At 68.8% G+C, this 14,798-nt stretch carries 11 protein-coding genes; 9 read left to right on the top strand and 2 right to left on the bottom strand.

Annotated elements, in window-relative coordinates; all coding sequences use genetic code 11:
- The first annotated feature begins 85 nt into the window (after window positions 1–85).
- The 9 genes from FNV62_RS54040 (at window position 86) to FNV62_RS54000 (ending at window position 11,504) form a co-directional block, all read left to right on the top strand.
- Window positions 86–709 carry a DUF6302 family protein gene (locus FNV62_RS54040; RefSeq protein WP_144316331.1) on the top strand — a complete coding sequence of 208 codons (624 nt, stop codon included), beginning with the start codon at window positions 86–88 and terminating at the stop codon, window positions 707–709.
- Window positions 710–1,140: 431 nt separating this feature from the next.
- Window positions 1,141–2,127 (top strand): hypothetical protein, encoded by a 987-nt coding sequence (locus FNV62_RS54035; protein ID WP_144316330.1) that lies wholly within the window; start codon window positions 1,141–1,143, stop codon window positions 2,125–2,127.
- Window positions 2,128–2,153: 26 nt separating this feature from the next.
- Window positions 2,154–3,719: an amino acid permease gene (locus tag FNV62_RS54030; RefSeq protein WP_144316329.1), complete on the top strand. Its 1,566-nt coding sequence runs from the start codon at window positions 2,154–2,156 to the stop codon at window positions 3,717–3,719.
- A complete protein-coding gene (locus tag FNV62_RS54025; protein WP_225900765.1) occupies window positions 3,716–5,113 on the top strand; it encodes a glutamine synthetase family protein in 1,398 nt (465 codons plus the stop codon). Before FNV62_RS54030 ends, FNV62_RS54025 begins: the two co-directional genes overlap by 4 nt.
- A gap of 575 nt (window positions 5,114–5,688) precedes the next feature.
- Window positions 5,689–5,982: a putative ATP-grasp-modified RiPP gene (gene tgmA / locus FNV62_RS54020; RefSeq protein ID WP_144316328.1), complete on the top strand. Its 294-nt coding sequence runs from the start codon at window positions 5,689–5,691 to the stop codon at window positions 5,980–5,982.
- Window positions 5,979–6,926 (top strand): ATP-grasp ribosomal peptide maturase, encoded by a 948-nt coding sequence (tgmB, locus tag FNV62_RS54015; protein ID WP_144316327.1) that lies wholly within the window; start codon window positions 5,979–5,981, stop codon window positions 6,924–6,926. The genes tgmA and tgmB overlap by 4 nt, the downstream gene beginning before the upstream one ends.
- 38 nt (window positions 6,927–6,964) lie before the next feature.
- Entirely contained in the window at window positions 6,965–8,041 is a 1,077-nt protein-coding gene (gene tgmC, locus FNV62_RS54010; protein ID WP_144316326.1) for an ATP-grasp peptide maturase system methyltransferase, read from the top strand.
- Window positions 8,042–8,497: 456 nt separating this feature from the next.
- On the top strand, window positions 8,498–10,534 hold the full coding sequence (locus tag FNV62_RS54005; RefSeq protein ID WP_144316325.1) for an ABC transporter ATP-binding protein: 2,037 nt from the start codon (window positions 8,498–8,500) through the stop codon (window positions 10,532–10,534).
- A 211-nt stretch (window positions 10,535–10,745) separates the two neighbouring features.
- On the top strand, window positions 10,746–11,504 hold the full coding sequence (locus FNV62_RS54000) for an IS6 family transposase (RefSeq protein WP_413083907.1): 759 nt from the start codon (window positions 10,746–10,748) through the stop codon (window positions 11,502–11,504).
- A gap of 149 nt (window positions 11,505–11,653) precedes the next feature.
- Here FNV62_RS54000 and FNV62_RS53995 read toward each other — a convergent pair whose 3' ends face one another.
- Together FNV62_RS53995 and FNV62_RS53990 are read right to left on the bottom strand one after the other, a co-directional pair.
- The gene (locus FNV62_RS53995) at window positions 11,654–12,865 is read right to left on the bottom strand and encodes an McrC family protein (RefSeq protein ID WP_144316324.1); all 1,212 of its coding nucleotides are present in this window, start codon (window positions 12,863–12,865) and stop codon (window positions 11,654–11,656) included.
- Window positions 12,862–14,667 (bottom strand): AAA family ATPase, encoded by a 1,806-nt coding sequence (locus tag FNV62_RS53990; protein WP_144316323.1) that lies wholly within the window; start codon window positions 14,665–14,667, stop codon window positions 12,862–12,864. Before FNV62_RS53990 ends, FNV62_RS53995 begins: the two co-directional genes overlap by 4 nt.
- Between the last annotated feature and the right edge of the window lie 131 nt (window positions 14,668–14,798).

Here is a 14,798-nt window from a genome sequence, read left to right as displayed (position 1 = left end):
GGGTAAAGCAGCAAGCTGGTAAGTACCCCTCCAAGCCTCACATATACACGGCCACCATGATGCCCGGATTTCGGGAGACGGACGGATGACGAACCACCGCACCAAGCGCGAGACCGCAGAAAACCGTGCAGGCTTCATCGCCCAGAAGGCGACGGTGATTCGCCGGTACACGCTGGACGGTGTGTCGCTGGCGGCGCTCTGCCGCGACTACGGCGTCAGTATCGAATGGCTGCGCTGGCAGTTCGATGTATGGGAGGTGCCTCGACGCGCCCGCGGGCGGGCCGCCCCCGGCGCGCAGCCCGCGCACGAGGCGGAGCGCGCCGTCCTTGCGCAGCGGCTGGCGGATCCTCGCCTGCTCGGCCAGAGCATCGTCGTTAACCTCAGCGCGGCCCATGCGCGTCCTCCGAGCGCCACCCGGCTTGCGGTGCCAGTTGGTGGAGCCCGGGTAGCGGGAGAGATCACGGTTGCGAACTGGGGCGAGGCTCTGATCACTATCCTTCAGCTTGATGAGCACGCACGGCAGTTTCCAAACGTGCGTCAGCGCAAACCGCTGAGCTCGCCCTGGGAACCACGAACGGTCTGCTGGGGAGTCCCCACACCCGCTGGTGACATGGGTATCCGGGGACAGATGTTCGGCTATCACTCCACCGGAGTCAGGTCCTACATCGCCGAACACGCCCCCGCCTCCGCGATCGCGCTGCCGCGCTGACCGCCTCACCGGAAGGCCGTCACGCCCTACTACACGGCTGCGGGCAGAGGCGTTGCCCCGCTCCGCAGCCGCCCCTCCCCTCACACCTGGGAAGTGCACCGTCTGGTCCACTTACGAGCTCGTCACGGATTCCCCATACGCGACACCGCTGTCCTCGACACCCCCGACGGCCACATCCGGCTCAGCCCGGCACCTGGCGCGCCGAACTGGAACGACAGCTGGCGAGTCTCGGTCGGCGAGCACCCCTGAACAGCCATCGGACCCCCCGTGCAACCCGCGGGTCAGACCCTTCCGTTGGAAGTGAGCAGTCGGCTGCTGCCGGACGGCTTCCGCCCCCACCGCCTTGAGGCTCCTCATGCCCCTCTTACCCATGTCAGACAAGGCGACCTTGTCGCCTACTGTGTCCCCTCACTTGTCACGGGGGTCCGCCGATGCCCGCCACTGACACGCCCCTGATTACGGACCCGGCCGGCCGTGACGATGCTCTGCGCGCGGCGCTGCCTGACCTCAAGCTCGACCGCTGGCTTTCCGCGCGAGAACTGCTCGCTACCACGGGCGACAACTGGGCGCTGCGCACGTCCCGTAGCCAAATCCTCGCCTTGTACGCCGCTCAGAGCCGTGCCGTCGACGCGTGGTGCAGGGAGGCGCCCGATGATCCGGATGCCCTGATGATGGGGGCCCGGGTGCTTACGCAGCGTCTACTCAACGCCCGGGCGGGCGCAGGTATTGAGCCTCGTGTGCACCGGGCGGTCGATGCCGCCCGTCAGGCGTGCTGGAGGGCGGCGCACGCCCGGCCGGGAGATCCCGTGCCTTGGGTGTGTCTGCTGGCTCTCGCGCAGTTCGATGCCGACCGGCGTGTCCAGCACCGCAGGGAGCACTGGGCGTCGCCGCCCGCGGACATGGATGCCTACCTGCCGGAGGGGCCGTGGCCGTTGCTGTGGGAAGTACGCCGGCGCGATCCGGAAAACCGCGAGGCCTACCACCGGATGCTCCAGTACTTTCACACCCGCGGAGACGGGGCACTCGTCTTCGCCCAGTGGGTGGGAGCGAAGGCGTACGAGGCCTCTGTGCTGCTGACGCTGCCCCTGTATGCGCATGTCGAGGACTACCGGCTGAAGGCCGCCTACCAGCCCATCGACTACTGGTCGGACGTCACGGTCCGGCTCTACGTGGAGCGTGCGCTGCACGGCTGGTTCCGGTACGCCGACCCTGCCAGGTGTTCCCTGCTGGATCTTAACTATCTCGCTTACGCGATGACCGCTTGCGGGCTGGAAGGCGCTGGTGAGGTGTTCGAGGCCATTGGCCCGCACGCCACGCACATGCCCTGGGAGGCCGTCAGCCAGCGACCGCACCTGTGGCAGGACGAGTTCCGCAGCGCACGCGACTATGCCCTGCGCCAGGAGGCCGTCGGCCGATGAACAGCCGGGCACCCCCTGCAACAGGGATGTCTCCTCCCCCGCTCTCCCGTCTCCCTTCCCTCCTTTCGATTCAGAGGATTTCTTCGGTGTCTGCGAGAAGAGTGTCCCGGCCGTTAGACGACGACGCGGTCCTGGCCCAGTTCGGCTACCGGCCCGAACTTGCGCGCAAGATGGGCGCGTTCGGCAACTTCGCCATCTCCTTTTCTGTCATCTGCATCCTGGCCGGCGGCATGAGCCTGTTCGGGTTCGGCCTGAACACCGGCGGCCCGGTGGTCATGCTCGGCGGCTGGGCCGTCATCGGTCTGATGACGCTGCTGCTGGGTCTGTCCCTGGCCGATGTCACCTCCGCTTACCCCACCTCCGGTGGCCTGTACTTCATGGCGGACAAGCTCGGCGGACCACGGTGGGGCTGGGTGACGGGCTGGCTCAACCTGCTCGGGCTGCTCGGTGCCATCGCCGGAATCGACTACGGCGCGGCCACGTTCACCGCGGCGTTCGCCAACCTCCAGTGGGGTGTGGAGCCCGCCGACGGCACGAAGATGATGATCTTCGCGTGCATTCTGCTGCTGCACGGCCTCCTGAACGTGCGCGGGGTGCGCTGGGTCAACGTCCTGAACTCGGTCTCGGTGTGGTGGCAGCTGACCGGCGTCGCGGTCATCGTCGGCGCGCTCGCCTTCGCTCCGGCCGCGCACCAGTCGCCACAGTTCGTCTTCACGCACTTCAACAACGACACCGGATTCGGCAGCACGCTCTACGTCTGCCTGATCGGCAGCCTCCTGGCGGGCTATACGTTCTGCGGGTACGACGCCAGCTCGCACCTGTCGGAGGAGACCCGGCAGGCTCAGATATCGGCACCGCAGGGCATCGTCCGCTCCATCGCCGTCTCCTGGGGCGCCGGCTTCGTGCTCCTGGCGGGGCTGCTGTTCGCGATCCAGGACTACGCAGGCACCCAGGCCTCGGCCACCGGTGTGGCGCCCGCGCAGATCTTCCTCGACGTCCTCGGCCCCACCGGTGCCAAGCTCCTCCTGCTGATCGTCATTGTGGCCATGCTGTTCTGCGGCAACGCGGAGGTAGCCGCATCGAGCCGGATGATCTATGCGTTCTCCCGTGACGGCGCGCTGCCCGGCTCGGGGACCTGGCGGCGCGTCAGCAGCCGCACCCGTACTCCCGTTCCGGCCGTGTGGCTGTCGGTCGGCGGCCCGTTCCTGCTGGCGCTGCCGGCCCTGTATTCGCCCGCGGCGTACGGGGCCATCACGGCAATCAACGCGGTCGGCATGATCCCCGCCTACGGGATCCCGGTCTTCCTCGCGCTGCGCGCCGGCCGCCGCTACCGGCCCGGTCCCTGGAGTCTGGGCCGCTGGCGCCGGCCGGTCGGCTGGATCGCCGTGGTCTACGTGGTGATCATCACTGGCGTGTTCTGCCTGCCGCAGGTCCGGCCGGTCACCGCCGCGTCGTTCAACTACGCGGGCGTGACCCTGGCTGCTGCCCTCACCCTGGCCGGGCTGTCGTGGATCACCCGCGGCCGCCGCGCCTACAAGATCCCTGCCCTCGGCAGTGCCCAGCAGGCCGGTCTCTCCCAGGACGTCGTGTGAGGGGCGACCAGAGTTCTCAGCTGTTCAACCACCGTGCGGCCCGCGGTTTTCTCTCCCTCGACGGCCTGCGGGCTGCGGTGGAGGTCGGGGAGGTCGCCACGGTGATGCTGGCCATCCCGGACATGCTGGGCCGGCTGAAGGGGAAGCGTCTGGACGCCCGGGTGTTCCTTGAGCGGATGCTGTCCGGGGCGGAGGCGTGTGCCTACCTCCTGGCCACCGACGTCGATATGAACCCCGTCCCCGGCTACTGCCTCACCGGCTGGGACCAGGGCTACGGCGACCTGTCCGTCATTCCCGACGAGAGCACCATCCGCGTCCTGTCCTACCTGCCCGGCACCGTCCTGGTCCACGCCGACCTCGCTCACCCCGACGGTGAACTTGTCTCCGTCGCACCGCGTCACATGCTGCGTGTGCAGCTCGAGCGTCTCCAGGCACGGGGGCTGCAAGTATGTGCCGGCTGGGAGAGCGAGTTCGTGCTGTACGAGGGCACTGCCCCGCAGGCGCGCGCGGCCCGCTACCGGCGCCTTCGGCCCGTGTCACCCCACAACCTGGACTACGCCCTCGACCATCCCCCGCAGCTCAGCGATTTCTTCCAGCACCTGGAAGACGCCCTGCACGGCGCCGGTACACCACCCGAGTCGGTCAAGACCGAGGGCGCGCCCGGCCAGGTGGAAGTGACGTTCCCCTACGGTCCGGCGCTGCCCGCCTGCGATTCCTACACCGTCTACAAGCACGCCGTACGGCACATCGCGCAGCGGCGCGGCATGACCCCCACGTTCATGGCCGCCCCGGCAGCCAGGGTCGGCAGCGGGCTCCATCTGCACCTGTCCCTCTGGTCCGGCGAGCGCAACGCCTTCGCCGCCCGCTTCGGCGAGACGGACCTGCCCGAGACGATGCGGCAGTCCCTCGCCGGACTGCTCTCCGGCCTGCCGCACATGGCCCCGCTCTACGCCCCCACCCCCAACTCCTACAAACGGTTCGCTCCGCACTCGTTCGCGCCCACCCGCTTCACCTGGGGCCACGACAACCGCACCTGCGCCGTCCGCATCACCGGCCACGCCGAGGGACGGCACCTGGAAATCCGGCTCCCCGGAGCCGACGCCAACCCCTACCTCGCGCTCGCCGCCGCTCTCGCCGCCATCCACCACGGCCTGACCACCGAGCCCGAACTGCCGCCCCACACCACCGGCGACGCCTACCAGGCGCGCGACGCGCTCCCCGTGCCACGCGACCTCGGCGAAGCCCTGGCCGACTTCGACGACAGCAAGATCGCACAGAACGCATTCGGGGCGGCCGCGGTGCGGCACTACGCGCACTCCACGCAGCACGAGATCGACGCGCATCGCAAGCGCGTCACGGATACAGAGCTGGAGCGGGGGTTCCTCCGTGCGTGATCTCCTCCCTCGTACTGCGGGGAGTCATCTGCCTAGCCCTGCCGCTGCCGAGGGCCGGCCCGCGGCCGATCTCGATCGCTCAGGACATATGAACCGCATCACGACCACCGTGCAGTCCCTGCTGTTCAAACTGGCCCAGCAAGCCGGGCGCTTCAACTCCGGCGTGAACCCCGTGGGGGCAACTCGCTGTGTACAACGACATCGACTTCGCTCTCTTCACCGCATGACTCCCGCTCGGTGCCCGCTGCATGAGGGGCTGTCGGCACCGGGCGGGCCCTCGGCGTGGAGGGCCAGGCGACCCCCGATTCCCCTCGGGCGGCATGGCAGCCCTCTGCGCCGGGACTCCACAGCTTCATCCACGGAATTAGGCCGCATAGACCCTGCCCGGTGGCCCGGATGCCGTCCGGCCGTGGCCATCGGGCAGTTCACAAGCTCCGCCCGTATGACACGAAAGTTGGCGCGGGCGGAAACGGCGCTGGGGCTACGTCCCCCCGGCGGGCCCCAGCGCCGCCCTGTTGGTACGACCTTGCCCCGCCGACCAGGCGGGTTTCATCACTGCGACACAGAGGAGAGGCATGTTCGTCCACTCCGACCGTCTGCCCACCGGCACCGCGGTCCCGCAGGGAACCATCACCCCGTCCCCGTGGGGGGCGAGCCGGATGGCGCCCTACCCCACGACGGCCCCCGAGTACGCCAGGGCCGAGTTGGACCCGGCCACCCAGACCGCTGTCTTCTACGACGCCGCCGGCCAGGTCATGGAAATGCCGGGCCACGGCACCAGCACCGGCACCAACCCGTCCACGGGGACCAGTCCCGACGGCAACGGCGGCACCCAGGACACCGACACCGGGAGCGACAACGACCAGTGAGTGACCCACGTCCGGTATTGGTCGTCACCAGCCTGCACGACCCCACCGCCGACGTGGTGATCCGCGAGCTGCACGACCGGGGCATCCCGGTCGTGCGGCTCGACTCGGGGGACTTCCCCGCATCACTGTCGGTGGAGGCCGAGATCACCTCGCAAGGCATCCAGGGACGCCTCACCACCCCGTCCCGTACCGCTGACCTGGCCACCATCCGCGCCCTGTACTACCGCCGCCCGACCGGCTTCGCCTTCCCACATCTCAGTGAGCAGGACGCGCGGTTCGCCATCACCCAGGCCAGGTATGGACTCGGAGGAGTGCTGGCGTCACTTCCCGGGTGCCTCTACGTAAACCACCCACACCGCATCGGGGACGCGGAATTCAAGCCGTCCGGACTGGCTGCGGCGGTAGAGGCCGGCTTCCTGGTGCCGCCCACACTCATCACCTCCAGCCCCGACGCTGCCAGAGCCTTCCTCAAGGGGCACGACTCGGTCATCTACAAGCCACTGCACAACCCCGTGTATCGAATCGACGGCGTCTCGTCCGTTGTCAAAATCGCTGAGGTGACCCCGGCGGACATCGACGAGAGCGTGTCCGGCACGGTGCACTTGTTCCAGAAACGCGTTGCCAAGACTGCCGACGTGCGCGTGACCGTCATCGGCTCCCGGGTGTTCTGTGTCCGCGTCGACTCCGACGTCCTGGACTGGCGCACCGACTACGACCGCCTGACGTACACCCCCGTGGGGCCACCGCCGGGGATTGAGCAGGCGCTTCACCGCTACCTGGACCACTTCGGGCTCGTTTTCGGTGCTTTCGACTTCTGCGTAGGCGAAGACGGGCAATGGTGGTTCCTTGAGTGCAACCCCTCCGGTCAGTGGTACTGGCTGGAGGCTGAGACCGGTCTGCCGATGTGCGCAGCCCTGGCAGACCTTTTGGAGAGGACGTCGTGACCGACCAAGCGCAGCTCCACCAGCAACTCATCGACTCCATGACGGCGAACGGCGGTCTGCGCACGGAGCCGTGGAAGCGTGCCGTCGAAACCGTCGCCCGACACGAGTTCCTGCGGACCGGGTTCTTCCGCCGCGTGGACGGCGCTGTGCCCTCGGCATGGGCACCCGTCCTGGAAGGCGACGCCAGTTGGCTCGAAGCCTGCTACGAGGACGAGTCCCTGGTGACTCAGATCGCCGGCACGATCATGCCTGCGGACATCCGCGGCCAGATCATGCGGGACCCGACCAGCTCCAGCACGCTGCCGTCTCTCGTCGTGCGCATGCTGGAGGACCTCCAGGTCGAGCCGGAATCGAAGGTGCTGGAGATCGGGACCGGCACCGGGTACTCCACCGCGGTGCTCTGCGCGCGGCTGGGCGAGGAGTACGTCACCTCGATCGAGTACGACGAGGAAGTGGCCGCGCGCGCACGGACAGCCCTTGGCCGACAGGGGATGTACCCCACACTCGTCAGCGGCGACGGCCTCCTCGGCTACGCCGAAGGGGCACCGTACGACAGGGTGATCGCTACCTGCGGCGTGCGCACCGTTCCTGCAGCCTGGATCGAGCAGACCCGACCCGGTGGCTTGATCCTGACAACCATCGGTGGCTGGCTCGGCTCGTCAGAACTCGCACGCCTGACCGTCCACGACGACGGCACGGCAACCGGGCCACTGCTGAGTGGTCAAGTCAGCTTCATGCTCGCGCGCCCTCACATGCCGCCCGCGCTGGGCTTGCTCCCCGATCTCAGCGAGGGCAAGGAGCGCGAGGCCATCATCGGAACCGACGCACTGAACGACTGGACGTCCCGCTTCATCGTGCAAATCGCAGCTCCCCACGCACAACGTCTGACGATGGAACGCGACGGGCGCACCGAGCACGTCCTCGTCGACGTCGAGTCCGGCTCGTGGGCTGCCCTCTATGAGGAGAACGGCCGCTGGATCGTGCGGCAGGACGGGCCCAACGCCCTCTGGGATGCTGCCGAGGAGCAGCTCGGCCGCTGGCACGCGGCCGGCACTCCAGCACTGGAGGAGTTCACCATCAGCGTCACCCCGCAGGGCCAGACCATCACCTGGTAGACCCCCCAGGCCGGCCCCGTCCCGTCCGCCCTCGTGGCGGACGGGACGGGCTCGCAATCCAGGTCAACGGGCGCCGCTTCCCAGCCATGACCTTCCACTTGCGGAGGGCATGACGAACTACCTACTCCCCTGATCTGAATCCGGCCCTTCCCTCGCGCCGCACCGTCGCCCCGGCCCCGGCCCCGGCCAACTATTCCTGTCCCGCAACCGCGCCACATCCCCTCAGTCCCAGCCCGGGGCCACAGGAGCGTCGGCCCTGCTCCCGACAGAACATCGGCGTTTCGGCCAACCAGCCCTTCCGGAGTGCTCTTGCCGGACAAGGGTCCTTGTATCTCGCACCTTCCAGCAGCCGCACAGCGCCAGGCTTCGCAGACCGACCGAAAAACACGTGTTCGAAAAGTAGGCGGCGTCGTTGAACTCGATGACACCGCCACGACCGTCAGAGGGGGAGCAACGTTGACTACGGCCGGACCACACCGTGATGCGCCGCAGGATACGAAAGCCAAGGCAGTTGAGGACGGAATCTCGGATGCGGAACGCGAACTCTACGGGGGCCGGCTCCGCTACGACCAGTCCTACGTGCGCCACGAGGGCCCGCTGACCAGGCTCACGTTCGGGCACATGGCCGCCGCGCTGCCGCGCATGGTCGGCATGGTGCTGCGCACCGGCTGGGAGACAGACCGGCGGGCAATGGCCGGGGTCGTAGCGTCGCAGCTCGGGCAGGGGGTGACGGCCGCGTGGGGGCTGGTCGCGGTGAACTCAGTGCTCACGCGGCTGTTCGCGGACGGTCCGACCGCGGACAAGCTCCGCGACGCCCTGCCGTCGCTGGTGGTGCTGGCGGTCACCGCGGTGGGGGCAGCGCTGCTGTCGGCATGGTCGACGGCGATGTCGGGCCGGCTGGAGCCGCAGGTGGAGCGGGTGGTCTCCGCGCGGTACTACGCGGCCGTCACCCGGGTCGAGGTGGAGGCGACCGAGCGGCCGGAGATCCAACGTGTGCTGGAGGCAGGCAAGTTCGGCACCGACTCCGCCCGCAGCATGCTGCGACTGTCGGTCGGCGTGGGCAACGTGCTCATCGGAATGGTGGCGGCCGCCGTCGTCCTGGCGTCGCTGCACTGGATGCTGCTGCCGATGCTGCTGGCGATCGCGTTGCCCAAGGGGTGGGGCGCAGTCCGCTCCGCGCGCCGCGACTACGTGTCGCGGCTGAACTGGGTCGATCACCGGCGCGCCATCGCGTCACTGCTGGCCTACCTGACCCGCCCGCACGCGGCGGGTGAGATCCGCGTGCACGCGGCGGGGACCAAGCTGCTGGACAGCTACGCGGAGATGTCCCGGCAGACCGAGGCCGAGCAGCGCAGGCTGGCCCGCGCGCAGGCATCCACGGACCTGGTCGCCGGGACCTTCGCCGGTCTGGCGTCGCTCGCCTGCTACGGGGTGCTGTGGTGGCTGCTGGCGAGCGGCGGTCTGCCGCTGGCCGTCGGCGGGACCGCCGTCATCGCCATCCGCACCTCAACCGCACGCCTGACTTCTCTCGTCCAGCAGGTCAACCGCCTCTACGAGGAACTGCTGTTCCTCACCGACACAGAGACCGCCATCGAACTGGCCACCGAGCACGCCATCCCATCCGCCGGCACCCCACTGCCCTCCCATGTGGACCAAGTGGACGTGGAGGACGTGTCGTTCACCTACCCCGGGGCCGACTCCCCAGCGCTGAAGGGAGTGAGCCTGTCGGTCCGCCGGGGCGAGGTGACGGCGCTGGTGGGCGCGAACGGTTCCGGCAAGACGACCCTGACCAAGCTGCTCGCCGGGCTGCTGCTGCCCACCGAGGGAAACGTGTGGTGGAAGGACGACAAGGGCGGCCAGGTCGAACTCCGAGAGGCCGACCGGGCCCAGGTCTTCGCCGTGGTGGGGCTGCTCGCCCAGGACTTCCCGCGCTGGGAGATGACCGCCGCCGCGAACGTGGCCATCGGCGCCGGCAACCGTCTCCGGGACATGGACCGCGTCAAGGACGCCGCCCGGGCTACGAACGTGCTCACGCTCATCGAAGGGCTACCGCACGGCTGGGACTCGATCGTGTTCAAGGGCTACGAGCGCGGCGTCCAGCTCTCAGGCGGGCAGTGGCAAAAGCTCGGCACCGCCCGCAGCCTGTACCGGGGCGCGCCGTTCCTCCTCGTCGACGAGCCGACCTCCGCGCTCGACCCACACGCGGAGATCACCGCGTTCGAAGGGCTGTGGGCCCTCGCCGAAGAAGGGGACGCGGTCGTGCTCGTCACCCACCGGCTCGCCGCGACCGCAAACGCGGACCGTATCTACGTCCTCGATCAAGGACGCGTGGCCGAAGAAGGCACACACGATGAGCTGATGGCTCTCCAGGACGGGCTCTATCAAGGCATGTTCACCGCCCAGGCCGCCCAGTTCGGCCTCACCGTTTCGCCGGAGGCACCGGTGCCCGCAGCCAGACTTGCGTCTCCGCCCGTCCAGGAAGACGCCTCGTGACACGGCGATCGGGCCCGCGGATCTTCCACCGCATCGGGCAGCTTGCGGCCACCATTCACCGCGGCGCCCCCGCCCCGGCCGGCCACGCACGACACCTTGCCGGGAAGTTGGAACGGCATCTCGACGGCGCGCGCCTGCCTCGCGCCCGGGGACGAGGCGTTCATCCGCGCGACCGCCGAAAGGGCACTGTCACGTTGTCTGACCGGGTGGGATGATCTTCTGGTTGGTCGTGCTGGGAGGGCTCTCCGTGGGCAGCGCGCCGCCGTCGTACAAGGGGCACCGGTACCCGGTCGAGGTCATTGCCCACTGTGTGTGGCTGTGCCACCGCTTCCCGCTGTCGTACCACGAGGTCGAGGAGCTGATGCTCGAGCGCGGTGTGATCGTCTCTTACGAGACGGTCCGGCAGTGGTGCGCCAAGTTCGGTCAGGCCTACGCCAACCCCCTACGCCGCAGGCAGCCCCGGCCCGAGGACACACGGCACCTGAACGAGGTCTTCCTCAAGATCAACGGCGAGCGGACGTACCCGTGGCGGCCCGTGGACGCCCACGGCAACGTCCCGGACATCCTCGTCCAGAACCGACGGGACACCGCCGCGGCCAGGCGCTTCTTCCGCAGGCTGATGAAGAAGACCCGCACGGCGCCCCGGGTGGTCGTCACCGACAAGCTCCGCTCCTACGGCGCCGCCCACCGAGAGGTCATGCCCTCGGTGGAGCACCGCTCCCCCAAGGGACTGAACAACCGGGCCGAGAACAGTCATCAGCCCACCCGGCAGCGTGAACGCGCGATGAAGGGCTTCCGCAGTACCGGCGGGGCCCAGCGGTTCCGGTCCGCATTCAGCGGCATCTCACCCCACTTCCGGCCCCGCCGCCACCTGATGACCGCCCCCGATCATCGAGCCGAAATGACCGTCCGCTTCACGATCTGGGAGCACATCACCGGCGCCGCGGCCAGACCGCCACGGCCTGAGTAACGGGTCGGAACCTGGCTGCACCACGCCTCGACGCACCGTCAGACATCCACACACCTGACAACGTGACAACGCCCTCCCAGAAGCTGTTCGCGAAAGCGAGCTGCGGCGCCGACGGACTCCCTGCCCCCAGAAAGATGTTCCGTGCATGATCATACGGGCGGGTCAGCCGCTATTACATGGGCGAGAGACCGGATTTCCCCCAGGAGCCCGTCCGGCGCCTGGTCGAGATCCAGGGCGTGCTGATGGATGATCGTGCCCGCGTGCCGCACCTGGTGCGCAGTGTGCGGGGCGTTCCCCTTGGCGTAGACGAGATGGCCCTCCGGCAGGCCGAGGGCGGTGCAGTACGCAAGCATCTGGTAGAGGTCGGCGTCGGGGTAGCCGTCGGGTTTCTCCTTCTTGTACTTGGCGTCCACCACGGCGTGCGGGCAGCGGTCGGGCCCGTACAGGACGAAGTCGGGTTTCATGCGGATCGTGCGCGCCTCGTCGAGGTGGTGCGGGTCTTGGAGACGGCAGCTGTGGTCCGTGCCTCGGTACGCCTCGCACAGTGCCGTCGTCACGAAGTCCTCGAAGAGTTTGTTCATGTTGAACAGGAACCCGTCGATGCGCAGTGCACCGGCGGCATGCTCGGGCGAGGAGTCCGTCAGAACCACGCGGGCGAGGTGGAGTGCTTGGTGGTAGCGGGAGTTCAGGCGCGTAGGGTGCCACTCCGGGAGTGCCTGACCGGGTACCAGCGGCGTGATGTCGGCGAGGCGGGCGCGTTGGTGCAGCAGGCGGCGGCGCACGTCACGGGCGACACCGGGCAGGCGCAGCAGCCGTTCCACGGTGGCGCGCAGGATGCGGTTCTCCGGGATGTCGGTGGTGAACTCGTCGTAGGCGATCTCGACGGGCAGCGTCGCGCCGAAGTGGCGGCGGATCTGTTCGGCTTCGCGGATCCGGCCGCGGACGACGAGGGAGGTCTCCTCGGCGTCCCGGTACCCCTGCAGGAGCCCCTGGCGCAGCGCTCGGTCGATCTGCCGTTCCGCGGCCTGGGCGAGGGCGGGCAACAGGTCGCGGTGCTCGGCGACCTCGACCTGCTCGTCACGCCAGCCTCGTGAGTCGAGGCTGTAGCCGAGCAGGAAGAAGAGGCGGGCGATGGGCACCTTCGGGACGATCCGTACGGTGACGGGGGCGCAGTCCGGGACGTTCAGGGTCACCGCGCCGACTTTGCTGCCGGCGCGCAACACCCACTGGCCGGCGGTATATGGATCAGGGGCGGCGTCGACGATCCGCGAGGCGGCGAGCGCCCGGCCGACGGCGTCCGGGAGCGGACGGCCGATTGCCGGGGCGTGCTCCACCAGCTCGATGACGGCGGTGTCCGTCACGAGAGCGCAGCTCTGAGCGCCGCGAGCCCGTACCGCTTCTCGATGTCCACGCCCTCGCCGTAGTGGTGCTCCTCGAGCAGCGGGAGGATCTTCGTGCGCCAGGTGCGCTCCAGACCGCCGTCCCGGTAGACGCCCTTCTTCATCAGGTAGGAGGGGCCGATGCGGAAGTCCGGTTCGTCGATGCGGGAGTTGAGCGCGTCCAGCAGGTCCGCCGGTTCGCCGTCCCGGTCCTGGGCGTGGAGCCACCGCCTGAGCAGACCGCTGGTGGGCTCGGTGCGCGGCGACAGCTCGACGAAGGCGAACCGGCGCCGCATTGCGGCGTCCACCAGCGCGATGGACCGGTCGGCGGTGTTCATGGTGCCGATGACGAACAGGTTCGGCGGCAGTGCGAAGTCGTCGCCCGAGTAGGTCAGCCGCACCGACTTGTTGCGGTACTCCAGGAGGAAGTACAGCTCGCCGAAGACCTTCGCCAGGTTGGCCCGGTTGATCTCGTCGATGATCAGGAAGTGCGGGATGTGCCGGTTGCCCTCGCGAGAAGCCAGATCGGCCAGCTCGCGGAGCGGGCCGGCGGTCAGCCGAAAGGCGACCTCCCGGGTCTGCGGGTCCTCCTTGGGACGGAATCCCTCGAAGAAGTCCTCGTAGGCGTAGGAGGGATGGAACTGCACCAGTTTGACCTGCTCGGGGCCACCTCCGAGGAACTCCGCCAACTTGAGCGCGAGGTACGTCTTACCCGTCCCCGGCGGCCCGTAGAGCACCAACTGCCGCTCGTCCCACAGCAGTCCGCATACCTCGCGCAGCCACGCCACGTCGTGGACGAGCAGTTCCCCGGCCAGCTCGCCGGTCGGCTGGGGCAGTTCCAGCTCGCGCCGGGCCGTGATGGCGGGGATCTCCGCGCTCGGGTCGTGCTCTATGGCCGCGGCCTCGTCGGCCAGTTCCTCATCGCTGAGCCCGAGCCCTTCGACCAGGGCCTGCACGGAGGTGAGTTCCACGACGTCGTGCTGAACCGACAGCTTCTGCTGAAGCTCCTCGGGCAGCTCGTCGTAGGCGTATCCGATGCTCTGCCACTCGACCGGTCGCCGCAGGTTCGACCGCCCGTCCTCCGAGACCGCCTGCTCGGCAGGTCCTGTCAGCTCGCCCACATAGAGACGACCTCCTGAGATGGTGCACACGGTGTCGCCGGACTTCATCCGGGAGAGGAAGGAATGAAGCTCGTCCACGAGCTCCAGCTCCTGGTTGTACGTCGCCGTGGAGTCGTAGTCCTCCTGAACGAGCGCGCGCAGCTGCTCCTTGGCGGGCCCCTGTTCGACGCCCTGACGCAGCCGGGAGGCCGCGAGGCTGACTCGCCCCTCGGGGAGCCAGAGGCGCTGGACGAGGTCGAGGCCGGAGACGTTGGAGCCGCGGACGAGCCAGGTGCGATGCGGGCCGCCCCATGTGTCGCCCATGAAGTCGGGCAGCGGCACCCCGGCCGCCGTCCTCCAGGGCTTGGGGGAGGCACCCATCAGCAGCGACGCGGCAAAAGACGGCGATCCGCAGGGAACGTCCTCGGTCAGTTCGAGCCAGCCCGGCCACCGTGTGGAGGGTCGCAGCACACCCTGGGCCTTCAACTCCTCGCGCCGCTCGAACCTGCCGGGAAAGCGGCTCGGAAACGACGGCACCACATCAGCGCGCGCGGGCGACCCGGCACGGATCACGAACACGCGGCTCCCGTTGGTCCCCGCCTCGGCCAGCAAGACGCCTCGCGCCGGTTCGAGCCCGCGTCCACCGGGCAGCCGCAACCGGAACTCCTGGTACTCCTCAGCCACCTGTGTCGACTCCCACCTCGTGCCGAATGCCTGGAGAGCAGGGTAGGGCCTAGCACTGACACCACCACACGTCACACCATGATCGGTCCCTCGAGCCGAGGGACCGGCGAACGGCCCGACGCCCATCAGGG

Source organism: Streptomyces sp. RLB3-17 (assembly GCF_007113425.2).
Taxonomy (GTDB): Bacteria; Actinomycetota; Actinomycetes; order Streptomycetales; family Streptomycetaceae; genus Streptomyces; species Streptomyces mirabilis_D.
The sequence above is the reverse complement of the archived record's forward strand: the minus strand, read 5'-3'. Positions and strand labels throughout refer to the sequence as shown.